We start from the raw sequence: 23829 nt of genomic DNA on the forward strand, positions 1-23829 counted from the left end.
ATAAGGGAGGTTAACAATTTGGCACAGGTTCAATATTACGGTACAGGTCGTCGTAAAAGTTCTGTAGCGCGCGTTCGCTTAGTTCCAGGTGAAGGCCGTATCGTCGTTAATAATCGTGAAATTACTGAATACATTCCATTCGCTGCTTTAATCGAAGACGTGAAACAACCTTTGAACATCACAGAAACAGCTAACAGCTACGATGTTCTTGTAACTGTTCACGGTGGTGGATTCTCTGGTCAAGCTGGAGCAATTCGTCACGGTATCTCTCGTGCTCTTCTAGAAGTAGATCCTGAGTACCGTACACCACTTAAACGTGCTGGACTTCTTACTCGTGACCCTCGTATGAAAGAGCGTAAAAAATACGGTCTTAAAGGCGCACGTAGAGCTCCTCAGTTCTCAAAACGTTAATCAATTTTATATTGTATGGACGTTTTACAAAGGTTTGTTACAGACAAACCTTATAAAAAAAGCATCAGCATCCTGCTGATGCTTTTTTTTGTGCTTTTTATGTATAGATCATGACTGGTCTCATCCACTTGGAAACGTATAAAATATGAGTATAGAAATTTTTCTGTTTAAAAAGATGGAGGTTGTCCTATGAAACTAACGACTGAAAGATGTCTCATTCGACCGTTTACTGAGGATGATTGGCAGGATGTCTATGCATATACATCTGATCCTGCAGTGATGAAGTATATTCCAGAAGGTGTTTTTTCTAAAGACGCTGCAAGGGATTTTGTCAAAAATAATAGTCATGAAAAAGCTAAGAATTTTGCTGTCTTATTAAAAGAAGATCATACATGCATCGGGCATATCGTGTTTCATCCTTACTTTGGTGAGCACACATATGAAATTGGCTGGGTCTTCAATCCTGCATATCAAAACAAAGGCTATGCTTCTGAATCGGCTTATGCTGTACTACATCATGGCTTTCACACACTGAACTTACATCGCATCATTGCCACTTGTCAGCCTGAAAATGTGCCGTCTTGGAGGGTGATGGAGAAAATGAGGATGAGGCGAGAAGGATACTTTAAAAAATGTATACCACAAGGAAATGAGTGGTGGGATGAGTTTTATTATGCCATCTTACGAGAGGAATGGAAAACTTGATAAGTTTTCTTGATATGAAGTGATTCGTCATTCCAAATATCTCTTGGCTTTCGCTATTGATATAATCAGATCAAATAAGCAGAAGAGAGGCATGGCCATGAGGAACTTTGATGCACATTTTCATATCATTGATTTTGATTTTCCCATTCAAGAAAACCAAGGGTACACACCGCCTAGTTATGTGGTGAATGATTATAAGAGAGACACATCTGATCTGGGGATTGTCGGTGGAGCGATTGTGTCCGGGTCATTTCAAGGCTTTGATCAAGGCTATTTGTTGAAGGCACTGGATGAACTGGGTCCCGCTTTTTGTGGTGTGACTCAATTACCTTTTACGGCAACTGATGATGAAATTGATCATTTGAATCAACATGGGGTAAAGGCTTTACGTTTTAATGTGAAGCGGGGCGGTTCTGAGGATATTTCAAAGCTCGATTATTTTGCGAGAAGGGTGTATGAGCTGGTGGGCTGGCATAGTGAGCTCTACATAGACGCTAAGCATCTCCCTGACATTTCATCTACGCTCGAACAGCTGCCGGCCGTTTCGATTGATCATTTAGGCTTATCGGAAGAAGGCTTGCCGCATTTGCTCAAGCTAGTTGATAAAGGAGTTCGGGTGAAAGCAACAGGTTTTGGACGAGTCGATTTAAACGTTGAACATGCATTGACGTCCATTTATCAAACGAATCCTGATGCCCTGATGTTTGGTACAGACCTTCCATCCACAAGGGCGAAGCGTCCATTTGAATACGGTGATGTTGAGTTGATTCAACAGCTCTTTGATGAAAAAGCAGCTGATCACATCTTATATAAGAACGCACATCATTGGTATTTTGGTCAATAATTTCATAGGAGGTGTGTGTTCAATGGGATTCAGTCAACTGACGTTCAGGGAAGCCAAGCTGGATGATCTCGACAAAATCGTCTTCATGCTCGCGGATGACATGTTAGGTCAAAAAAGAGAGTGTTACACTCAACCATTATTAGAAAGCTATATCGAAGCCTTTCATTCAATAGATAGTGATCCAAATATTGAACTCATTGTTGCGTGTGATCAGAAAGAAGCTGTCGGTGTTCTTCAGTTGACCATGACACCATTTCTTACACATCAAGGAGGATGGAGAGCATCCATCGAAGGAGTTCGTACGGCTTCGACTCATAGAGGAAAAGGAATTGGCACGATGTTGATAAAAAAGGCTATTCAACATGCAAGCGACCGAGGCTGTCATATGATTCAGCTAACAACAGACAAACAGAGACCAGATGCACGCCGTTTTTACGAAAAGTTGGGCTTTGAAGCTACGCATGATGGGATGAAGCTGCAGCTGCCTCATGAATAAAAGCATCAAGCGGAGGGGATTCACAACCCCCTTCTTTTTTCTATCTTTATTTCAAATATTTTTATATTGAAGAGGAGAATCTATAGTGGTTGGGAAAGGAGATACATTTGAATAAAACAAAAGAAGATCTTTTGACATTTGTCATGAAAAACAAAAAGGACGTATCAGCGACAATCATCGAAAATGAAGATGTGGTATTAGATTAGAATGGTGATCAAAAAACACCACTTGCAAGTACGGTGAAATTAATGGTTTTGTTTCATTTTGTTAAAACCGTCTCTAACGGTGACATCAAGCTAGATGAAAAAGTGGCATTGTCTGATATAGAGCGGTTTTATATTGATAGAACAGATGGCGGTGCGCACGCGTATTGGCTGGAGGTCAATGATTTTTCTGAGCATGCGACTTTATTAGATGTCGCCAAAGGGATGATGCAAGTTAGTTCGAATGCTTGTACGGATTATTTGATTGATCGGCTGAGCTTAGAAAAGATCAATGATCAGATGAAACAAGCAGGTCTTTCAGAACATGATGAACTCATGCCGGTCACCCCAAAGCTTTTATGGTCATCTTATGTAGCTGATCATCGGCGGGATGCATTAAAGCAAATGAGCGGTGTATCTCATGAACAATACAAATCTCTAATGAATGAGATTTTTGATATCATGAAAAATGACCCAGAGCAAAAAAAGGCGTTAGAAGAAAAAATGATGAAAAAGAACTTATTAAGCTTGCGTATTCAATCATTACTGACGCAAAAAATGACAAGGTCAACAACTAATCAATATGCACATTTTATGAAACGTCTACAGGATGAGCTGTTAACAACAGAAGAAAAGCGTCTTTTTAGCCAAATTGTGCTGGGAGAAACATTCAAGACGGAAACAGATCAATACCTTTGGTATAAAGGCGGAGCAACATTGTTTGTTTTCACAGCTGCTTTATATCGAAAAACAGATACATCAACTATATCCCTCTCTCTATTTATCAATGATCCGAAAGCGGACAATTCTCACTGGATTGAGGAAGTATTCAATGAATTTATACTCACTGCAGCAGTGGACCAAAACTTTCGACAAAGATTGATTCAAGCTTTTACTAAATAATCATCAAAAAAACAGAGGGAGACACCCCTCTGTTTTATTATTTCTGCATGGGAAACACTTTATATACATCTTGCCGTTTCTCTTTTGACTTCACAACTCCATCAACCAGTTCCTTCTGCCAAAGCGCTACATTGTCTTGGTACTCTTTGAATGAGTGAGGGAGCTTTTTTTCTAGTTGCTGTCTATTAAACGTGACAGCTGGTTCATTGTTTGAGCTCATCTTGAGGGTTACCTGCTTAACATTATCGACGAGGATAAAAAGTGCGAATGCGTTGTATAAATACGTTTTCTCAATCGTCTCCTTTTGATCAAACCAGTATGCGTCAAATTGTTTTTCTGTGTCATCGGCATTTTCTTTTACTCCGTATGTAATGTCTAATGACTTTCCATCAACGATTTCAAATTCTCGAATCATACCTCCAGGAAGCTCTGATAAGATCTCACGAATGGTTGAGTTGTCACCAAGATACGTGTTTTTGTGCTTAGAAAGCTGTTTTAATGATATATCTTCTATTCCTTTTATGCTCTTCTGCTCGGTCGCTTGACTGTTGCATCCAGATAAGACGACTGTTAGTAGCAACAGGATATACATCCACTTCTTCATGAATTTTGCCCCTTTTCTATTCTTTCTATATATAAATGTTCATTTTATCACAATTTTCCAATCCGTTAGCTCATTGATTTCCATTTACTGAACTGCATGTTTTGTTCAAACCAACGAACAATACAAAGAAAAAAAGGAGTTCAGTCCATGGCAGAAGTGCTTTCATTTTATCAATTGAAAACAAAACGAGATGTCACGCTTGAAAAGAAGCTGTTGCGTACATTGTCTCTTCAACAGGTGACGGTTGCTTCCGAGAAATTCACGAAGAAGCTGTTCCCATTTGCAGATGATCCAGCCGGTATTATGAGTGATGGCTGCATCGATTTCGCCATTGAAGCTTTTTTAGCAGGTGGGAGATACGGAGAGTCGAGTAAGTATGGTGAATCATTCGATGATATAAAGAAGCGGTCAGTTCATGAAGAAGATGAACTGGTTGAGGAGCTAGCAGGGTGTTTGCAGTCGTGGGGGAATATGTTCCGAATGGAGCGCAAGATGTCGTGTTTGTATCCATTTGCGAAGGATTTTTTAAGCGTGTGGTGGGAGGAAGGCTTTCGAGAATCAGAAAAAAGACACAAGCTTCGGCTGCATTAAGCATATTTTCAGCCCTTGTCCCATATCTATAAAATAATGGTGTATGGGAGGGACAGGGATGAAAAGAAAGCTGAAGTGGACAGGGTTTTTAATTGGATTTATTGTCCTCTTATTCTTATTCAGGTTTCAATTTCTAAATGATGATTCATGGAAATCATGGAATTTGCCTCTAAGCGGGAAAATCATCTATTTAGATCCGGGTCATGGTGGTCCAGATGGCGGGGCTGTAGGGGGAGAACTGCTTGAAAAAGAGATTGCACTGGATGTGTCCATGAAGATACGTGACTATTTACAGGAGCAGGGAGCGCTTGTTCTCATGACTCGCGAGGATGATTCTGATTTATCATCAAAGAATACAAAGGGATATGCACGAAAGAAAGCAGAGGATTTAAGAAACCGGGTAAAAGCCATCAATGAGTCTGAAGCGGATCTCTATTTAAGTATTCATTTAAATGCAATTCCATCGAACAAATGGAGCGGCGCGCAGACGTTTTTTTACGGAAAGTATGAAGAGAACGAAAAGGCAGCGAAGTTCATTCAAGATGAATTACGCAGAAATCTTGAAAACACAGATCGAAAGGCGAAGCGGATCAACGGCATTTATTTAATGCAAAATGTGACAAAGCCAGGAGCCCTTGTGGAAATTGGTTTTCTTTCCAACCCGAAAGAGGCCGGTCAGCTGGCAACGCCTAAATATCAGGATCAAATTGCTGCCTCCATTTATAAAGGTATTTTAAGATATTTGACAGAGCAAAAAGAGCCGCCTGAATAAGGGGCTTTTTCCTTTTGAACGCAGGCAAACAGGACAGACATTGTAAGGATATGTATGATATACTTGGTTTGTAAACGAATTCAATAAAGGGTGAGGTTCTGCTATGATCGGACAAGATGATGTGAGAAAACTAGTTGGGAAGATGGACGAACCTTTCCTTCATATACCGCTTGGTGAGCTGGATGCCATTAAGGAAATCAGCCTAAAGCCTGAAAAAGAGCATGTAAGCTTAAAAGTGGCGATTGCCAAAACGGGCACTGCTGAGCAGATGAAGCTTCAGCAAGACATCGTACAAGCTTTGAAAGCAGAGGGCGCTAATACAGTAGGACTTCGTTTTGAAGAACTGCCTCAGGAAACACTTGAAAGGTTTATGCCAGCGCAGGATGAGGAAGAAAACCTGCTCAACGCTAAAAATCCGCCTGAGTTCCTAGCGATTGCGAGTGGAAAGGGAGGCGTTGGGAAATCAACCGTTTCTGTTAACCTTGCTGTTGCGCTTGCCCGTCTAGGGAAAAAAGTCGGGCTGATTGATGCAGATATTTATGGCTTTAGTGTACCGGATATGATGGGAATCACCGTTAGACCAACAGTTAAAGGGGAAAAAATCATACCTGTGGAACGCTTTGGCGTCAAAGTGATTTCAATGGGCTTTTTTGTTGAAGAAAATGCACCGGTCATTTGGAGAGGACCGATGCTTGGTAAAATGCTAAATAATTTCTTCCATGAAGTCGAGTGGGGAGAATTAGATTACTTACTATTAGACCTGCCGCCTGGTACGGGAGATGTGGCGCTTGATATTCATACAATGCTTCCTATCTGTAAAGAAATCATTGTCACAACACCGCATCCTACAGCTGCTTTCGTTGCTGCTAGAGCAGGCGCAATGGCCCTGCAAACAGATCACGAGGTGCTGGGGGTTGTTGAGAATATGAGCTATTATGAAAGCAAAAAAACAGGTGAGAAAGAATATGTCTTTGGAAAAGGAGGCGGGGACAAGCTGGCAGAAGAGCTGCGAGTATCGGTCCTTGGTCAAATTCCTTTAAGGCAGCCTGATTGGAATGAAGATGATTTTGCTCCATCCGTCTATGATGCGACCCATCCAACGGGAGAAGTGTATCAACACATTGCGAATAAAGTCATTGAACAATTAGCAGTAAAAGCATAATGAAAGCCCGAGTGGATGTATGTCCACTCGGGTGATGTTTAACTACCGCTTTCTTCGCTGCCTTTTGAACCGGAATCACTGCTCTCAGATGCTGCCTTTTTGAGCTCATCTTCGAATTTCTTTTTATAAAGAGGACTGCTTAATGTTTCTGTAATGACTTTTTCTAAGTGTTTTCTAAACTCTTTGCTTTTCACCAGTTCACCGTATTTCTTTTCCATTTCGGGATCCTTGAGAATATCCATCATTAATTGCTGATAGTCAGGGTCCTTCATTAACTGTTTTAACATCTTTTCATGCTGTTGCTGCATGGATTTTGCGAAAGTCTCGGCAAATTTAGAATCCTCAAAGACCTTCTTCCAGAACTCTTTGCCTTTATCAGAAGTCAGTGTTTTCTCTATCGTTTGCTTCACAGTTTGTTCATCCATTACCAAAGCTTCATTCATTGCCTCGTCATTTAATAACTGTTGAATGGCCTTTTTACCGTCATCTGTCTTTAATATATCGACGACCATTTTTTTCGTTTCGTCATAGTCCATATTAGATGAGGATTGGGTTTTGGGAGCACAAGCTGTTAAAGATAAAAGGAGAAAACAGCTCATTATACGCAAGATGCCTTTTGACATACTGTGGCTCCTTTCGTTACATGTCTTACTTTTAATATGAATGTTTCACGTAAATTTATACATAACAAAAATAGGGGTTGGATCAATTCAATGAAAAGTCGGGATTTAGTTCGTTTTTTCTTCTCTGTGCTAGCTGTTGGAGCGGTTATTACAAGCGTGGTAGGCTTTGCGCTGGAGTGGGGGAAATATCAGAAGCTTTTTATATCGTTTGAAATACTAGAAATCGCCTCTGTGTTGTTTTGGTTCATTGGTGTAGGGATGATCTTTAGTGTTATTAGTCAGATGGGGTTTGTTGTATTCTTGACGGTGCACCGGTTTGCGTTAGAGATATTCCGATCGCATTCTTTATGGAATACCATTCAGCTGTTTCTTGTGATCTTTGTGTTGTTTGATTTAGCTTACTTGCGATTTTTGTTTTTCGGAGAGAATGAATCATTTCTTCCATATTTGTGGCTGCCTGTCTTTGTTGGTGTGTTCGCAATCATTGTGGCTTACTTTAAACAGCAGCAGTCCTCTAAGAAAACATTTGTTTCCGCAATGTTTCTCATGGTCGTCATTACGTCGTTAGAATGGTTCCCGGCGCTTAGAGTCAATGAAGAGGACTGGCTGTATTTAATGTTATTCCCGCTATTAGGCTGTAATGCGTTTCAGCTGTTAGCTATGCCACGGTTTTCAAAGGCGAAAGCTACTTAACTTCCGATGACTTTGTTTTGGTATTGGAGATCAGTTCGCCAACCGTCACATTCTTTAAGTTCTTTTCTTTAATTTGTTTCAAAATAGCTGGTAAAGCTTGAGCGGTTTGGGTTGCTGAATCTGAGGCGTGAAGGAGAACGATGTCTCCGCTCTTCATTCGATCATTTACATTCTGAACAATCTGGTCGACGCCTGGATTCAGCCAATCCTGTGAATTGATACTGTAATGGACAACGGTATAACCATACTGTGTAGCAATCTTTAATGATTTTTCGTTAAATTGGCCAGTTGGCGGTCTTAATAGTTGAATGTCATCTAGTCCAAGCTTTTGAAAGGTGTTTTGTGCTCGAACAAGATCCTGCTTAATTTCACTATCTTCAAGCTGGCTATAATTTTTATAAGCATAGCCAAGGCTTCCGATTTGGTGGCCGTCCTCTCTAATTTGTTTGACGATATCAGGGTGACGCTCAGCCCAAGAAGCAGACAGAAAGAAAGTGGCGTTCTTTATATCGTACTCTCGAAGGACATTTAAAATAGGAACAGCCTTCTCATCTCCCCAGCCGATATTAAAAGTGAGGGAGACATGTTTTGAGGAAGACTCACCTTTATAAATAGCTCGGGGGCCTTGTTCTGTTTTAAATACCGACAGCGGCGGTGCCTTTTGTACATAAAAAAAGGTTGCAGCTGCAAGGGCTGCTACAAGAATAATGACAACTTGCTTCAGCCGTTTAATTGGCAACACGTATAATCGACTCAATTCAAACAACTCCTGCCTTGTCCGAGATTGTTACTTGATTGTATGCAGGACAAGGGTTTGTGATGCACAATAAAACTATTTCAAAAAAAGTTTTGAAAAGCCGTTGACCGATAGAATGTTTTCGTGATATATTATTAATCGTCGCTGACACACAGTGACAAACACAAAACGCTTCGGGAAATAAACTTGAAAAAAGTTGTTGACATAAGATGAAGCAAAATGTTATATTATTAAAGCCGCTAAGAACGGCGAGATGATCTTTGAAAACTAAACAAGACAAAACGTACCTGTTAATTCGAGTTTTTATAAAAAAATCCTATGATACATCATAGGTAGTCAGTCAAACGCTGACGAAAAACAAAACTTCGGTTTTGTACTTTTTCGGAGAGTTTGATCCTGGCTCAGGACGAACGCTGGCGGCGTGCCTAATACATGCAAGTCGAGCGAACAGAAGGGAGCTTGCTCCCGGATGTTAGCGGCGGACGGGTGAGTAACACGTGGGTAACCTGCCTGTAAGACTGGGATAACTCCGGGAAACCGGAGCTAATACCGGATAGTTCCTTGAACCGCATGGTTCAAGGATGAAAGACGGTTTCGGCTGTCACTTACAGATGGACCCGCGGCGCATTAGCTAGTTGGTGGGGTAATGGCTCACCAAGGCGACGATGCGTAGCCGACCTGAGAGGGTGATCGGCCACACTGGGACTGAGACACGGCCCAGACTCCTACGGGAGGCAGCAGTAGGGAATCTTCCGCAATGGACGAAAGTCTGACGGAGCAACGCCGCGTGAGTGATGAAGGTTTTCGGATCGTAAAGCTCTGTTGTTAGGGAAGAACAAGTGCGAGAGTAACTGCTCGCACCTTGACGGTACCTAACCAGAAAGCCACGGCTAACTACGTGCCAGCAGCCGCGGTAATACGTAGGTGGCAAGCGTTGTCCGGAATTATTGGGCGTAAAGGGCTCGCAGGCGGTTTCTTAAGTCTGATGTGAAAGCCCCCGGCTCAACCGGGGAGGGTCATTGGAAACTGGGAAACTTGAGTGCAGAAGAGGAGAGTGGAATTCCACGTGTAGCGGTGAAATGCGTAGAGATGTGGAGGAACACCAGTGGCGAAGGCGACTCTCTGGTCTGTAACTGACGCTGAGGAGCGAAAGCGTGGGGAGCGAACAGGATTAGATACCCTGGTAGTCCACGCCGTAAACGATGAGTGCTAAGTGTTAGGGGGTTTCCGCCCCTTAGTGCTGCAGCTAACGCATTAAGCACTCCGCCTGGGGAGTACGGTCGCAAGACTGAAACTCAAAGGAATTGACGGGGGCCCGCACAAGCGGTGGAGCATGTGGTTTAATTCGAAGCAACGCGAAGAACCTTACCAGGTCTTGACATCCTCTGACAACCCTAGAGATAGGGCTTTCCCTTCGGGGACAGAGTGACAGGTGGTGCATGGTTGTCGTCAGCTCGTGTCGTGAGATGTTGGGTTAAGTCCCGCAACGAGCGCAACCCTTGATCTTAGTTGCCAGCATTTAGTTGGGCACTCTAAGGTGACTGCCGGTGACAAACCGGAGGAAGGTGGGGATGACGTCAAATCATCATGCCCCTTATGACCTGGGCTACACACGTGCTACAATGGACAGAACAAAGGGCTGCGAGACCGCAAGGTTTAGCCAATCCCATAAATCTGTTCTCAGTTCGGATCGCAGTCTGCAACTCGACTGCGTGAAGCTGGAATCGCTAGTAATCGCGGATCAGCATGCCGCGGTGAATACGTTCCCGGGCCTTGTACACACCGCCCGTCACACCACGAGAGTTTGCAACACCCGAAGTCGGTGAGGTAACCTTTATGGAGCCAGCCGCCGAAGGTGGGGCAGATGATTGGGGTGAAGTCGTAACAAGGTAGCCGTATCGGAAGGTGCGGCTGGATCACCTCCTTTCTAAGGATATATGGAGCAGCGTGCGTTTTCGTCTTGTTTAGTTTTGAAGGATCATTTCTTCAAAACATGTCTCTAGCGAGACAGGATTGTTCTTTGAAAACTAGATAACAATAAGTAATACATTCACATTGAATGCAATGCAAAGTTCATCACACATAGTGATTCTTTCTAAAGTAAGAAATGGTTAAGTTAGAAAGGGCGCACGGTGGATGCCTTGGCACTAGGAGCCGATGAAGGACGGGACGAACACCGATATGCTTCGGGGAGCTGTAAGCAAGCTTTGATCCGGAGATTTCCGAATGGGGAAACCCACTGCTCGTAATGGAGTAGTATCCATACTTGAATACATAGAGTATGAGAAGGCATACCCGGGGAACTGAAACATCTAAGTACCCGGAGGAAGAGAAAGCAAATGCGATTCCCTGAGTAGCGGCGAGCGAAACGGGAACAGCCCAAACCAAGAGGCTTGCCTCTTGGGGTTGTAGGACACTCTATACGGAGTTACAAAGGAACGATATAAGCGAAGAGGTCTGGAAAGGCCCGCCAAAGAAGGTAACAGCCCTGTAACTGAAATGTTGTTCTCTCCAGAGTGGATCCTGAGTACGGCGGAACACGTGAAATTCCGTCGGAATCCGGGAGGACCATCTCCCAAGGCTAAATACTCCCTAGTGACCGATAGTGAACCAGTACCGTGAGGGAAAGGTGAAAAGCACCCCGGAAGGGGAGTGAAATAGATCCTGAAACCGTGTGCCTACAAGTAGTCAGAGCCCGTTAACGGGTGATGGCGTGCCTTTTGTAGAATGAACCGGCGAGTTACGATCCCGTGCAAGGTTAAGCAGAAGATGCGGAGCCGCAGCGAAAGCGAGTCTGAATAGGGCGCATGAGTACGTGGTCGTAGACCCGAAACCAGGTGATCTACCCATGTCCAGGGTGAAGTTCAGGTAACACTGAATGGAGGCCCGAACCCACGCACGTTGAAAAGTGCGGGGATGAGGTGTGGGTAGGGGTGAAATGCCAATCGAACCTGGAGATAGCTGGTTCTCTCCGAAATAGCTTTAGGGCTAGCCTCAAGGTAAGAGTCTCGGAGGTAGAGCACTGATTGGACTAGGGGCCCCTACCGGGTTACCGAATTCAGTCAAACTCCGAATGCCGATGACTTATCCTTGGGAGTCAGACTGCGAGTGATAAGATCCGTAGTCGAAAGGGAAACAGCCCAGACCGCCAGCTAAGGTCCCAAAGTATACGTTAAGTGGAAAAGGATGTGGAGTTGCTTAGACAACCAGGATGTTGGCTTAGAAGCAGCCACCATTTAAAGAGTGCGTAATAGCTCACTGGTCGAGTGACTCTGCGCCGAAAATGTACCGGGGCTAAACGTATCACCGAAACTGCGGACTGTTCTAACGAACAGTGGTAGGAGAGCGTTCTAAGGGCTGTGAAGCCAGACCGGAAGGACTGGTGGAGCGCTTAGAAGTGAGAATGCCGGTATGAGTAGCGAAAGACGGGTGAGAATCCCGTCCACCGAATGCCTAAGGTTTCCTGAGGAAGGCTCGTCCGCTCAGGGTTAGTCGGGACCTAAGCCGAGGCCGAAAGGCGTAGGCGATGGACAACAGGTTGATATTCCTGTACCACCTCCTCACCATTTGAGCAATGGGGGGACGCAGGAGGATAGGGTAAGCGCGGTATTGGATATCCGCGTCCAAGCAGTTAGGCTGGGAAATAGGCAAATCCGTTTCCCGTAAAGGCTGAGCTGTGATGGCGAGCGAAATTTAGTAGCGAAGTTCCTGATTCCACACTGCCAAGAAAAGCCTCTAGCGAGGTGAGAGGTGCCCGTACCGCAAACCGACACAGGTAGGCGAGGAGAGAATCCTAAGGTGATCGAGAGAACTCTCGTTAAGGAACTCGGCAAAATGACCCCGTAACTTCGGGAGAAGGGGTGCTTCTTAGGGTGTTAAAGCCCCGAGAAGCCGCAGTGAATAGGCCCAGGCGACTGTTTAGCAAAAACACAGGTCTCTGCGAAGCCGTAAGGCGAAGTATAGGGGCTGACGCCTGCCCGGTGCTGGAAGGTTAAGAGGAGCGCTTAGCGTAAGCGAAGGTGCGAATTGAAGCCCCAGTAAACGGCGGCCGTAACTATAACGGTCCTAAGGTAGCGAAATTCCTTGTCGGGTAAGTTCCGACCCGCACGAAAGGCGCAACGATCTGGGCACTGTCTCAACGAGAGACTCGGTGAAATTATAGTACCTGTGAAGATGCAGGTTACCCGCGACAGGACGGAAAGACCCCGTGGAGCTTTACTGCAGCCTGATATTGAATGTTGGTACAGCTTGTACAGGATAGGTAGGAGCCTTGGAAACCGGAGCGCTAGCTTCGGTGGAGGCATCGGTGGGATACTACCCTGGCTGTATTGACCTTCTAACCCACTGCCCTTATCGGGCAGGGAGACAGTGTCAGGTGGGCAGTTTGACTGGGGCGGTCGCCTCCTAAAATGTAACGGAGGCGCCCAAAGGTTCCCTCAGAATGGTTGGAAATCATTCGCAGAGTGTAAAGGCACAAGGGAGCTTGACTGCGAGACCTACAAGTCGAGCAGGGACGAAAGTCGGGCTTAGTGATCCGGTGGTTCCGCATGGAAGGGCCATCGCTCAACGGATAAAAGCTACCCCGGGGATAACAGGCTTATCTCCCCCAAGAGTCCACATCGACGGGGAGGTTTGGCACCTCGATGTCGGCTCATCGCATCCTGGGGCTGTAGTCGGTCCCAAGGGTTGGGCTGTTCGCCCATTAAAGCGGTACGCGAGCTGGGTTCAGAACGTCGTGAGACAGTTCGGTCCCTATCCGTCGCGGGCGCAGGAAATTTGAGAGGAGCTGTCCTTAGTACGAGAGGACCGGGATGGACGCACCGCTGGTGTACCAGTTGTTCTGCCAAGGGCATCGCTGGGTAGCTATGTGCGGACGGGATAAGTGCTGAAAGCATCTAAGCATGAAGCCCCCCTCAAGATGAGATTTCCCATTCCGCAAGGAAGTAAGATCCCTGAAAGATGATCAGGTTGATAGGTCTGAGGTGGAAGCGTGGTGACACGTGGAGCTGACAGATACTAATAGATCGAGGACTTAACCTTTATTCTAATGTGAAGCATGAACATTGTTATCTAGTTTTGAGAGAACATTCTCTCCATCAGGTTTGGTGGCGATAGCGAAGAGGTCACACCCGTTCCCATACCGAACACGGAAGTTAAGCTCTTCAGCGCCGATGGTAGTTGGGGGTCTCCCCCTGTGAGAGTAGGACGCCGCCAAGCTTTTTGTTTATATCCTTCCAATGGAAGAAGTTACTTTATCATTCCGCAGTAGCTCAGTGGTAGAGCTATCGGCTGTTAACCGATCGGTCGTAGGTTCGAGTCCTACCTGCGGAGCCATGCTTCCATAGCTCAGTAGGTAGAGCACTTCCATGGTAAGGAAGAGGTCAGCGGTTCGAGCCCGCTTGGAAGCTTTCCTCTAAATGTTGATCTGACAAGGTTTCTCGATGATGAGAAGGCTTTTTTTGTTTTTCTTTAAAATGTTGAACTCGCTCAATTATCAGTAGACTCATGAAAAAGGAAGCTTTGTATCAGTTTTCTACATATTCCTTCTTTTTGTTCTTGATTCTTCAGCACCTTTCTTATATTCTTACTAAAGTGATGATATCCTCTCTAACAAAAGACTCTGTACGTTCCTCTTTTCCCCCGAAAGTGAAGCATTGTTTATTTTTTTCTTCTTCATCTCCAGGTTTGATTGCTCTTCCTTTCCATGTACGGTATGTGTATAAAAAAGGAGTAGATGGTTTGAAAGATTTATTTGTAAAACAAGAATGGTTTGGACATGTGCGTCAGGATGTGTTGGCGGGTATTTTAGTTGCTCTGGCTTTAATTCCTGAGGCGATTGCGTTTTCGATTATTGCGGGCGTTGATCCGAAGATTGGATTGTATGCTTCGTTTTGTATTGCGATTGTGATTTCGTTTGTTGGTGGACGACCGGGTATGATTTCGGCTGCTACAGGAGCTATGGCTCTTGTTATGGTGAACTTGGTTGCAGATCATGGATTGCAATATTTGTTTGCAGCGACGATTTTAACAGGTCTGATTCAGATTGTGTTTGGACTCTGCCGTGTTTCTCGTCTGATGAAATTTATACCGAGATCCGTAATGGTTGGTTTTGTGAATGCACTGGCTATTATGATCTTCATGGCTCAGCTTCCACATTTCGTTGGAGAATCAATGGCCATGTATATCATGACAGGTGGTGCCTTGTTGATTATTTATTTATTGCCGATGGTGATAAAAGTGATACCTTCCCCACTCATTGCGATTATTGTCATGACGATTATAGCTGTATTTGGACATATTGATGTTAGAACAGTTGGTGACATGGGAGAGCTTCCTAGTTCTTTACCTGCTTTTCTGATTCCTCAAGTTCCGTTTAGCTGGGAGACACTTGCTATCATTTTTCCTTATTCGTTAGCACTTGCGATGGTCGGTTTACTTGAGTCCCTTTTAACTGCACAGATTGTTGATGATATGACGGAGACGTCAAGTCGTAAGAACAAGGAAGCGAGAGGTCAAGGGATTGCCAATGTGGTTGCAGGATTCTTTGGTGGTATGGCTGGTTGTGCGATGATTGGTCAATCAGTGATTAATACGAAGGCAGGCGGGCGTGGACGGCTTTCTACTTTTGTAGCAGGTGCATTTTTAATGGTCCTCATTTTTGTACTTGGTGATGTTGTCGTTCAAATTCCGATGGCTGCTCTTGTGGCTGTGATGATTATGGTCTCCGTTGGGACATTTGATTGGAGTTCCTTTCAGCAATTAAAAAAGAATCCGAAAACAGATTCTATTGTCATGATTGTCACAGTCGTGACTGTGGTGTTGACTCATGATTTATCAAAAGGGGTTTTTGCAGGTGTGCTGCTTAGTGCAGTATTCTTTGTAGCGAAAATATCGAAGCTCCTTATTACCTCTACAGAAAGCCAAGCAGGTACTTGGGTGTATCGAATTAAAGGGCAAATTTTCTTTGCTTCTGTCACTGATTTCATTCAAGCGTTCCATCAGAAAAAAGATCTACAAGCCGTTGTGATTGATTTGTCTGAAGCACGTATATGGGATGAATCTGGCGTGGCAGCGATAGAACGTGTAAAGGAAAAGTATCAAGCAGCTGGAGTACAGGTAGACGTAATTGGAATGGATACATCAAGTCAAAAGCTTGTAAATCAGGTGAATGGTTCTTAAAAAAATTCGGTTTGTTACAATAGAAAAGGTAAGAAAGTGAAGGATGGAGGTGGCCGGCATGCTTGTGCGTTTGAACCAAGTGCTCGGCCGGATGATGCCGCTTATTACGCCTATTAGTGTGTTAATTGGTGTATTATTGGCGTCCTATTTAAAGGATTTCACGTTTTTGGTACCATGGGTATTTGCCGTTATGACTTTTGCAGGGAGCTTGTCGTCTACTTTTTCAGCTTTAAAGCATACGGTGATGCACCCATTGCCTTTGATTTTGTCGTTTATGATATTGCATATGCTGATGCCCCTTTATGCATGGTCAGCGGGGCATCTAATATTTGCGGGTGATTCCATGACGATCACCGGTTTGACGCTTGCAATGGTCATCCCCACAGGTGTGTCTAGTTTAATATGGGCGGCGATGTATAAAGGAAATGTTGGATTAACGTTATCCATCATTTTAATTGATACGTTGCTTTCGCCATTGATTGTGCCAGCCAGCTTGGCACTCTTCATCGGTACACAGGTCCATATGGACATGGTGGCGATCATGAAAGGGCTGTTCGGTATGGTGGTGTTGCCATCTATTTTAGGGATGCTCGTACGTCAGTATGCAAAGCCGTCGGTGACGAAAACAATTAGTCAGACCCTGTCTCCTTTTTCAAAATTAGGCTTGTTTGTTGTCGTATCGATTAACAGTTCTGTTGTTGCGCCATATTTGCGGGAACTGGATGCCGCATTTTTTAGCAAAGCAGCGACTGTGTTTTTCATTGCGATGAGTGGCTACGCATTTGCTTGGTTGATCGGCAAGGCAATGAAATGTAATCAAGGGGAGATTGTGGCCATTGTGTATACGGGTGGCATGAGAAATATTAGTGCGGGGGCTGTGCTGGCTATTAGCTTTTTCCCGCCTGCTGTTGCTGTCCCTGTTGTGATTGGCATGCTGTTTCAACAAGTCCTTGCTGCTTTATTTGGTTATTTACTCAATCGTTTTGAGCTGAAAGCGCCTGCTGTGTCTAAATCTTTATCATGAAAAGACCTCCATTCTATTGAGATGGAGGTCTTTTTGTGTGTTAATAGATGAGATATTTCTTCCGCTTCTTTTCGAACGTTTTGAGGTCATGCTGATAGCGTTTCATGATGTGTTTGATGGAAGTGCCTTGATTGATTTCTTCTTTGATCCAGCTATTTCCGATGAGTTTATCAAAGCTACCTGTTTGAAGGAACTGAAAATCTTTTGGATATAGATCATGTATGGCTTTGATGATGGATAACCCTGTTTTTACCGCTTCGAATGAAGAGCGGTCTGTGACGTATAGCTGCACACCGTGTGATAGTGTGCCGGCATGTTTAGAAAAAGTAGGGGTGAATGAAACGGGTCTAAACTGTACGCCTTTTAGTTTTAGCTGGTTTAAATGATCTGCTAGTTCGTTGCTATTGATATATGGAGCACCAATAAGTTCGAACGGTTTTGTCGTTCCTCTGCCTTCGGAGACGTTTGTGCCTTCAATTAATCCTGTGGCGGGATATACAAAGGTGCTATCAACTGTCGGCATATTAGGAGAAAGAAGGACGAATGGTAGCTTCGTGTCATCAAATGTCATGGAACGCTTCCAGTTTTTCATTTTGATCACTGTGACATCAGCATTGATATGAAACTCTTTGTTAAAGAATGTTGCTAGCTCACCAGTGGTCATTCCATGTCTTAATGGTATTGGATAGAGTCCCACAAATGAAGCGTGTTCAGGTTCTAAGACTGGCCCTTCTATTTTTAGTCCGCCAATGGGGTTTGGACGATCTAGGACAACGAAGGAAATGTCGTTTTCTTTAGCGGCTTCCATCGCAAAGGCCATCGTGTAAATATAGGTGTAATAACGAGCTCCAACGTCTTGAATATCAAACAGCAAAACATCTACATTTTGGAGCATATCAGGAGTTGGTTTTCTTGTTTTTCCATAGAGAGAGTAAACAGGAAGTCCTGTTTTTTCATCTGTGTAGGATTCGACGCCTTCTCCTGCTTGTGCATCGCCGCGCACACCATGTTCAGGTCCATATAGAGCAGTAAGCTTGATATTTGGGTGCTCAAATAGGAGATCGACACTGCTTTTCATATTTGAATCAATGCCAGTTGGGTTGGTAATGAGACCGACTTTTTTTCCTTTTAACCATGAGAGGTTGCTTGAGAGTAGTGTTTCAATTCCTGTTTTGACTGCTGCTTTTTTTCCTTTTGTGTCTGTTCGTCCTTGATCTGCGGGAGAGGCGGCGGTCAATGTACTCATGATCAGAATGCTTGCGAATATCAGGCTAGCTGTTTTTTTCAAGAGAATCCCTCCTATTTGATTTGTCTCCCTTTTAAGCTGAGTCCATAGCCGAATGGATATAGAGTTTGATTTGGATGAGTGACAGATGGGATATCAACAGGCAGTTTTCCTTTAGGTGATGCAGCGCCAAATATCACTTCTAATCCAGCAGGAATATTTGGCTGATTGAATTGTCCGTTTGAGTAGCCTTTAAAACCGTAAACGGCTAGTATGGCATCAGCCTCCTCAAAATTTGCCGCATCGTAAGGATTTCTTAGGCTCATGATGACCAATTTTTTGTTTTGTGCTGCTGCTTCTTTCATGACAGCACGAGGGAAGGCGGTAGCCCATTTTTTCGGATCCTGAACATTGTCATCAATTACTCCATCATTCACAGCTGGGTCATTTTGGACAACGTAAGACCCGGTAATTATATAGTCAGCTTCTTGAATCAGTTTGGCTGTTTCTTTGGTGAAGGTCTTATCCGCAAACGCATATGACTGAATACGTACAGGCTTGACTCTTTTTTTCTTGATCAGAGAGTCAATCGTGACTGACATTGCTTTTGTCTGATCTTCGTAAGGTGCCATGACTAAGATCTGGTCATTCTTTTTAGGCTTGAAAGGTAGGGTCTTATCGTTGTTTTTAAGTAGGGTGATTCCTTCACGTGCCATTTTTTGTTCTGCTTTCCGGTGCGACTTTTTCCCAACGATTTGAGCGGCTTTTTTGATTTTTTTCTCAAGGCTGATTGGTTTTTTGGAAGATATGATGCCTCGTTTGATCTTTAGTTGAAGAATTTTTTCGACAGAATGGTTGATTTGAGACATCGGAATTTCTTTCTTTACAATCGACTGTTTTACAGCATCAAACACGTTCTCTAGGTTTCTTTCTGTTTTTAAAGATGTGACTGGTGCTGGCATGAGAGCGATGTCGACACCTGCTTTAATGGCCATCACCACGGCTTCTTCTTGGCCGAAGTTATCTGCAATCGCTTTCATATTGAGGGCATCTGTTACCACAACGCCTTGGAAGCCCATCTCTTCTTTTAATAAGTGTGTGATGACTTTTTTTGATAAGGTTGCTGGAACCATTATGTCCTCGCCATCTTTTTTGCTTTTGTACGTTGTGTCGTCAATGGCTGGGAATTGAACATGAGCAGTCATGACCATATCCGCACCACCATTGATCGCTTGTTGAAATGGATACAGCTCCACCTTTTTTAGACGATCTAAGTCATGTTCTACGAGTGGCAAACCGTAGTGACTATCGACGGCTGTATCACCATGTCCCGGGAAATGCTTTAGTGTGGAAATGGTTTTTTCCTTTTGAAGTCCCTTCATGGTTTGAAGACCAAGCCTGGTGACAAGAGTAGGATCAGAGCTAAAGGAACGGACACCAATGACGGGGTTGTTTGGGTTGTTATTCACATCAAGAACAGGAGAGAAGTTAGTATTGATTCCTAGTGCGTTTAATTCTTTGCCGATGATTTTTCCTGTGTCATATGCATTTTTCTTGCTTCTAGAGGCACCAATCGACATATTTCCTGGGAAATGTGTTCCCTTTTGTAATCTTGTGACGATTCCACCTTCTTGATCAATTGAAATGAATAATGGAATCTTTGGTGATGCTTTTTGAAATTCATGGGTGAGTTTGACGGTTTGTTTCGTATCAGTGACATTTTCGGCAAATAAGATGACACCGCCAAGATGATATTTTTCTACAAGGTGGGAAACTTCTTGATTCATCTTTGTTAAGCCTGTAGGTGCGGATTCATCTTTTGTTTGCCAATTACGAAAGTCTGGCATGAGCATTTGACCTATCTTTTCATCCAGAGACATGTTTTGTACCATTTGTTTGGCGGTTGGAAGAGGAGCAGAGCTAACCTTTTCTGTTGGAATGGAAGAGGTTAGCAGGGCCAAAACTAGAGCAGCGGGGAAGAGAGCTTTCAACATCGAATTCCTCCTTTTACTTAAAAGATTCGTAGATGGCGGTCATGATGCTTCCATAAGTACCAGTTGGGAAAAGGTCACCTTCAAATTGATTTGGATTGGTTTCAGGTGAAACGACAGGTGAATGTTTTTTATTTGTCAGTAAGGCGATACCTAGATTGTGTTTTGGATCAATCAGCGTCATCGTTCCGGTCCATCCAGTATGTCCATAGGCTTCGTTGCTTGCATATTTTCCAAACATCCATTCCATGTCAGTATGGCCGTTTTTTCGCCAGCCTAGCCCGTAGGTTGGGTTTGTATCAGAGGAGGCTGTAAAAAGATCGATAGAAGCTTGATCAAAGATGGTTGTGTTTCCATAGCCTCCTTTGTTAAGCATGAGCTGGAGCAGCACAGCCATATCTGAGATGTTAGAGAAAAGTCCCGCATGGCCTGAGATTCCCGCCATTGAGTAATAGGCTTTCTCGTCGTGGACTTCGCCTAGCAGGGTGTACCTGCGAATGTTTTCAAAATCAATGACACCATCTCTTGTATTGCCAAGTCGTTCGGTTGCTGCAAAGTGCTTCGGCTTGAATCCTTTTTGAAGTGGATTAAACATCGTATGTTTGAGACCTAGCGGCCGATAAATCGTCGACTCTACATATTGATCAAGTGGCATACCGGTTTTTTTCTCGATGATCATGCCTAACAGCATGTAATCAATGTCACTATAAATATGCTCAGTGCCTGGTTTGTATTGAAGAGGCACCTTTGGCAGCCATTTCATCGTCGTCTTTCTATCTTGAGAGAAAAAGGAGCCGGCAGCCTCTTTGCTATAAAATAAGACACTGGAAGGTAGACCAGCAGAATGGGTAAGCAGATCTTTTACACGAAGCTGATCTTTACCAGGTATCTTTGCATCTGGTTCATCTTTAAAATCTGGCAGGATGGCTTGTATTTTTTCGTTCACGTCTAGTTTTTGTTCGTAGACAAGCTTTTGCAGAGCATAGTTGGTCGCATACATTTTGGTGTTGGACGCAAGGTCGAACAGTGTATTTTTCTTCATTTTCTTATATGATTTGAGTTCGGTTGTGCCGTCGTATTTTTGTCTGTAGCCATAGGCTTTTTGGTGGACGATCATTCCGTCTTTGATAATGATGAGTGCGGCTCCTGGAAATCCTGCTTTAATATCGTTTTGAATCATGTGATCAACCTTCCTAAGCTGCCTGGAAGAAAAACCTACTTGTTCTGGGCGTTTTGCGTTTTTTAAGACGGGATATTCTTCAGGTGCTGTTTTAGACAAAGACGATACAGGATGGGCGCTAGTTGCAAATGTTTGTGCTGGTAATCCAAGGAGCATGAGCAGACTTGTCATTAAGAGAAAGTATTTCTTCAAGAGTTTAGACCTCCTATTGCTTATTTTTCCTCAAATTCAACAGCCATATCATCATGAAAACCAAATAAGTATGTGAAAATAAATCCAGCGACATATGCAATAAATAGTCCAATTAAGTAAAGAAGCATTTGATGTGCGTGAACGATAAAGGTTAATGGGAGACCTGATACACCAATCGCCTTCGTCGCAATTTGGAAGTAGGCTTGAAATGCGCCGCCGATTCCAGCGCCAAGACAAGCGGTAAGAAATGGTCGTCCCAGCGGGAGTGTGACACCAAAAATGAGTGGTTCACCAATGCCAAGCATCCCAGAAGGAAGTCCACCTGCAATGGCTCTTTTTAGCTTTTTCTTTTTTGTTTTCATATAAATAGCGAATGCAGCGCCGACCTGTCCTGCACCGCCCATGGCGAGAATTGGGAGAAGTGGGTCATCTCCAATTGAATTAATGAGTTCCATATGAATGGGTGTCAGACCTTGGTGAAGTCCTGTTACAACAAGTGGAAGGAAGGTCGCGCCAAGAACAAATCCAGCGAAGATTCCGCCCATGTTTAATAGATAAGTTAGTCCTGAGGTAATGGCATCCGATATAAATCCGCCGACTGGCATGAAGACAATGTACGTAAAAATGCCTGTAATGAGTAGTGTGATGGTTGGTGTGACGATGATATCAAGTGATTGCGGGACAAAGCGTCTGATTCGGGTTTCAACAAGCGCCATAAAGATGGCAGCTAGAAGAACACCGATGAGCCCGCCTCTGCCTGGTAGAATATTTGTGCCAAATAACATAATATCTGCGGAGGCTGGGTTAATAATGAGGATACCAGCTAAAGCGCCTAATGCAGGAGAGCCTCCAAACTCTTTTGCGGCATTGGTTCCGACTAATATACCGAGATATGCGAACAAACCTGAACCAATAACGGTTAAGATGATCGCTGCTTGTGATTTATCGTCGAGCCATCCTGCTTGCACGATTGCTTTTGTAATCCCTGTAATCAGACCGGATGCAACGAGTGCTGGAATGATGGGGATGAAAATGCTGGCAATTCGTCGTAAGAACAGCTTGAATGGTGTACGGTTCTTTTGTGAAATGGCTTGCTTGTTTTTTTGTGCTTCGTTGTTTAAATCATAAGAGCCAGAGGCATTCAAGAGCTGTTCAAACGCACTTGATACTTGGTTGACAACACCAGTACCTAAAATGATTTGAAGCGTTTCTGCCTCTACGACACCAATGACGCCATCGAGTTCTTTGATTGCTTGGATGTGAACTTGTTCATTGTCAATCGGCGTAATTCGGAGACGTGTCATACAATGTGTATGGGATGAGATGTTTTCAGAACCACCACAGAGTGAAAGGATCTCTTTCGCCAACTGCTGATATTTCTTTTGATGACTCATGTTGAATCCCCCTTTGATTTTCGTTTCATGGAGCGGATGGCATGTCTTGTCTTGTCAATATATTGCGCTGTTTCTTCATATTGACGGGAAGCTAAACTGAGGAACAAGACATCAATTAAGTAGAGCTGTGCCATTCTAGAGGAAGTGGCCGCACTGCGAAAAGGTGCTTCATTGGAACCGGATGTCGATAGGTGAACGTCACATAAGGCAGAAACGCTTGTATGACCCGGATGCGTTAAGGCGATGGTTTTCACTCCATTGTCTTTTGCGAGCTGAAGGGCTTGAATGATGTCTAACGTTTCTCCTGAAAAGGATATACCGAACACGATGTCATTCTTTCCTGCATTTGCAATGACTGTGGATGCGATGTGCATGTCAGTGAAGGCTGTTGCTGCATAATTGATTCTGAGAAATTTCTGCTGAGCATCCGCTGCGACGATGCCAGATGCACCGACACCAATAAAATGGATTTGGTTTGCATGCAGCAGTAATTGAACAGCCTTTTCTAATGCTTCGGCATTTAAAATAGAGGCAGTATCCTTAATCGATTGGATTGAGTTTCCTGCTGTTTTTTGAATAATGGATTGAAGTGGTTCATCTTGTTCGATATCACGGTAGCCTTGTTTATCGTCGTGTATCAAGTCTCCGGCGATCCGCATTTTTAAATCGTGATAGCCATCTAGTCCGAGAGATTTACAAAGGCGGATGACTGCAGAGCTGCTTGCACCGGCTGCCTGACTGATCTCGTGTACAGTGCTTTTAATGACTTTGTCAGGATGGGCAAGGATATAGTCTGCAATGATTTTTTCAGATTGGGGGAGCTTTGTTTTCATTGTGTGTAGTAGGGTAAGTCCACCTGCTGACATGAGCTCTGCCTCCT

General features: G+C 43.9%; 18 protein-coding genes, 2 tRNA genes, 3 rRNA genes and 1 pseudogene. 16 read left to right on the forward strand and 8 right to left on the reverse strand.

Annotation, left to right across the window (positions count from 1 at the left end; translation table 11 throughout):
* The first annotated feature begins 18 nt into the window (after nucleotides 1–18).
* From rpsI to C5695_RS00930, 5 genes and pseudogenes are all read left to right on the forward strand, one after another.
* Nucleotides 19–411, forward strand: coding sequence for a 30S ribosomal protein S9 (gene rpsI, locus C5695_RS00910; protein ID WP_095407558.1), 393 nt, complete (start codon nucleotides 19–21; stop codon nucleotides 409–411).
* A 189-nt stretch (nucleotides 412–600) separates the two neighbouring features.
* Nucleotides 601–1116 carry a GNAT family N-acetyltransferase gene (locus C5695_RS00915; RefSeq protein WP_117728292.1) on the forward strand — a complete coding sequence of 172 codons (516 nt, stop codon included), beginning with the start codon at nucleotides 601–603 and terminating at the stop codon, nucleotides 1114–1116.
* Between the two features lie 97 nt (nucleotides 1117–1213).
* On the forward strand, nucleotides 1214–1960 hold the full coding sequence (locus C5695_RS00920; protein ID WP_117728294.1) for an amidohydrolase family protein: 747 nt from the start codon (nucleotides 1214–1216) through the stop codon (nucleotides 1958–1960).
* Between the two features lie 22 nt (nucleotides 1961–1982).
* A complete protein-coding gene (locus tag C5695_RS00925; RefSeq protein ID WP_117728296.1) occupies nucleotides 1983–2456 on the forward strand; it encodes a GNAT family N-acetyltransferase in 474 nt (157 codons plus the stop codon).
* 218 nt (nucleotides 2457–2674) lie between these two features.
* Nucleotides 2675–3562: pseudogene (locus C5695_RS00930) on the forward strand (serine hydrolase); the annotation flags it as partial.
* Between the two features lie 37 nt (nucleotides 3563–3599).
* On the opposite strand, the gene C5695_RS00935 reads toward C5695_RS00930, so the two are convergent.
* Nucleotides 3600–4166: a DUF4825 domain-containing protein gene (locus C5695_RS00935; protein WP_117728299.1), complete on the reverse strand. Its 567-nt coding sequence runs from the start codon at nucleotides 4164–4166 to the stop codon at nucleotides 3600–3602.
* Between the two features lie 147 nt (nucleotides 4167–4313).
* Between C5695_RS00935 and C5695_RS00940 the strand changes: the two genes are divergently transcribed.
* The 3 genes from C5695_RS00940 (at nucleotide 4314) to C5695_RS00950 (ending at nucleotide 6691) form a co-directional block, all read left to right on the forward strand.
* Complete coding sequence (locus tag C5695_RS00940) at nucleotides 4314–4757, forward strand: YbaK family protein (protein ID WP_117728301.1); 444 nt, start codon at nucleotides 4314–4316, stop codon at nucleotides 4755–4757.
* 58 nt (nucleotides 4758–4815) lie between these two features.
* Nucleotides 4816–5529, forward strand: a complete 714-nt coding sequence (gene cwlD, locus C5695_RS00945) for an N-acetylmuramoyl-L-alanine amidase CwlD (RefSeq protein ID WP_106031896.1) — start codon at nucleotides 4816–4818, stop codon at nucleotides 5527–5529.
* Nucleotides 5530–5632: 103 nt separating this feature from the next.
* Nucleotides 5633–6691, forward strand: a complete 1059-nt coding sequence (locus C5695_RS00950) for an Mrp/NBP35 family ATP-binding protein (RefSeq protein WP_117728303.1) — start codon at nucleotides 5633–5635, stop codon at nucleotides 6689–6691.
* A gap of 38 nt (nucleotides 6692–6729) precedes the next feature.
* Here the strand turns inward: C5695_RS00950 and gerD are convergent, their stop codons facing one another.
* On the reverse strand, nucleotides 6730–7314 hold the full coding sequence (gene gerD / locus C5695_RS00955; RefSeq protein WP_117728305.1) for a spore germination lipoprotein GerD: 585 nt from the start codon (nucleotides 7312–7314) through the stop codon (nucleotides 6730–6732).
* 90 nt (nucleotides 7315–7404) lie between these two features.
* Here gerD and kbaA point away from each other — a divergent pair, with 90 nt between their 5' ends.
* Nucleotides 7405–8007 carry a KinB-signaling pathway activation protein gene (gene kbaA / locus C5695_RS00960; RefSeq protein WP_117728307.1) on the forward strand — a complete coding sequence of 201 codons (603 nt, stop codon included), beginning with the start codon at nucleotides 7405–7407 and terminating at the stop codon, nucleotides 8005–8007.
* Here the strand turns inward: kbaA and pdaB are convergent.
* Nucleotides 8000–8764 (reverse strand): polysaccharide deacetylase family sporulation protein PdaB, encoded by a 765-nt coding sequence (pdaB, locus tag C5695_RS00965; protein WP_117728309.1) that lies wholly within the window; start codon nucleotides 8762–8764, stop codon nucleotides 8000–8002. The two genes, kbaA and pdaB, sit on opposite strands and share 8 nt — an antisense overlap.
* A 378-nt stretch (nucleotides 8765–9142) precedes the next feature.
* On the opposite strand from pdaB, the gene C5695_RS00970 reads away from it, so the two are divergent.
* The 7 genes from C5695_RS00970 (at nucleotide 9143) to C5695_RS01000 (ending at nucleotide 16967) form a co-directional block, all read left to right on the forward strand.
* Nucleotides 9143–10691 (forward strand): 16S ribosomal RNA (locus tag C5695_RS00970).
* Between the two features lie 182 nt (nucleotides 10692–10873).
* Nucleotides 10874–13804: ribosomal RNA gene (locus C5695_RS00975) — 23S ribosomal RNA — on the forward strand.
* 61 nt (nucleotides 13805–13865) lie between these two features.
* Nucleotides 13866–13981 (forward strand): 5S ribosomal RNA (rrf, locus tag C5695_RS00980).
* Together the 16S, 23S and 5S rRNA genes with 2 tRNA genes alongside form the textbook arrangement of a ribosomal RNA operon.
* A 42-nt stretch (nucleotides 13982–14023) precedes the next feature.
* Nucleotides 14024–14098: transfer RNA gene (locus C5695_RS00985), tRNA-Asn, on the forward strand.
* A gap of 1 nt (nucleotide 14099) precedes the next feature.
* Nucleotides 14100–14172: transfer RNA gene (locus tag C5695_RS00990), tRNA-Thr, on the forward strand.
* A gap of 331 nt (nucleotides 14173–14503) precedes the next feature.
* The gene (locus tag C5695_RS00995; RefSeq protein WP_117728311.1) at nucleotides 14504–15943 is read left to right on the forward strand and encodes a SulP family inorganic anion transporter; all 1440 of its coding nucleotides are present in this window, start codon (nucleotides 14504–14506) and stop codon (nucleotides 15941–15943) included.
* Nucleotides 15944–16001: 58 nt separating this feature from the next.
* Nucleotides 16002–16967 (forward strand): bile acid:sodium symporter family protein, encoded by a 966-nt coding sequence (locus tag C5695_RS01000; protein ID WP_233230772.1) that lies wholly within the window; start codon nucleotides 16002–16004, stop codon nucleotides 16965–16967.
* Between the two features lie 40 nt (nucleotides 16968–17007).
* On the opposite strand, the gene C5695_RS01005 is transcribed toward C5695_RS01000, so the two are convergent.
* The 5 genes from C5695_RS01005 to C5695_RS01025 are packed head-to-tail and all read right to left on the reverse strand — an operon-like array spanning nucleotide 17008 to nucleotide 23815.
* Nucleotides 17008–18255, reverse strand: a complete 1248-nt coding sequence (locus C5695_RS01005) for an exo-beta-N-acetylmuramidase NamZ family protein (protein WP_117728315.1) — start codon at nucleotides 18253–18255, stop codon at nucleotides 17008–17010.
* 11 nt (nucleotides 18256–18266) lie between these two features.
* Nucleotides 18267–20186 (reverse strand): glycoside hydrolase family 3 protein, encoded by a 1920-nt coding sequence (locus C5695_RS01010; protein WP_117728318.1) that lies wholly within the window; start codon nucleotides 20184–20186, stop codon nucleotides 18267–18269.
* Between the two features lie 13 nt (nucleotides 20187–20199).
* On the reverse strand, nucleotides 20200–21555 hold the full coding sequence (pbp4b, locus tag C5695_RS01015) for a penicillin binding protein PBP4B (protein ID WP_117728320.1): 1356 nt from the start codon (nucleotides 21553–21555) through the stop codon (nucleotides 20200–20202).
* A gap of 20 nt (nucleotides 21556–21575) precedes the next feature.
* Nucleotides 21576–22949 carry a PTS transporter subunit EIIC gene (locus tag C5695_RS01020; protein ID WP_117728322.1) on the reverse strand — a complete coding sequence of 458 codons (1374 nt, stop codon included), beginning with the start codon at nucleotides 22947–22949 and terminating at the stop codon, nucleotides 21576–21578.
* Nucleotides 22946–23815, reverse strand: a complete 870-nt coding sequence (locus C5695_RS01025) for a MurR/RpiR family transcriptional regulator (protein ID WP_117728324.1) — start codon at nucleotides 23813–23815, stop codon at nucleotides 22946–22948. The genes C5695_RS01020 and C5695_RS01025 overlap by 4 nt, the downstream gene beginning before the upstream one ends.
* Nucleotides 23816–23829 lie beyond the last annotated feature (14 nt).

The organism is Bacillus pumilus, assembly GCF_003431975.1.
GTDB lineage: Bacteria > Bacillota > Bacilli > Bacillales > Bacillaceae > Bacillus > Bacillus pumilus_N.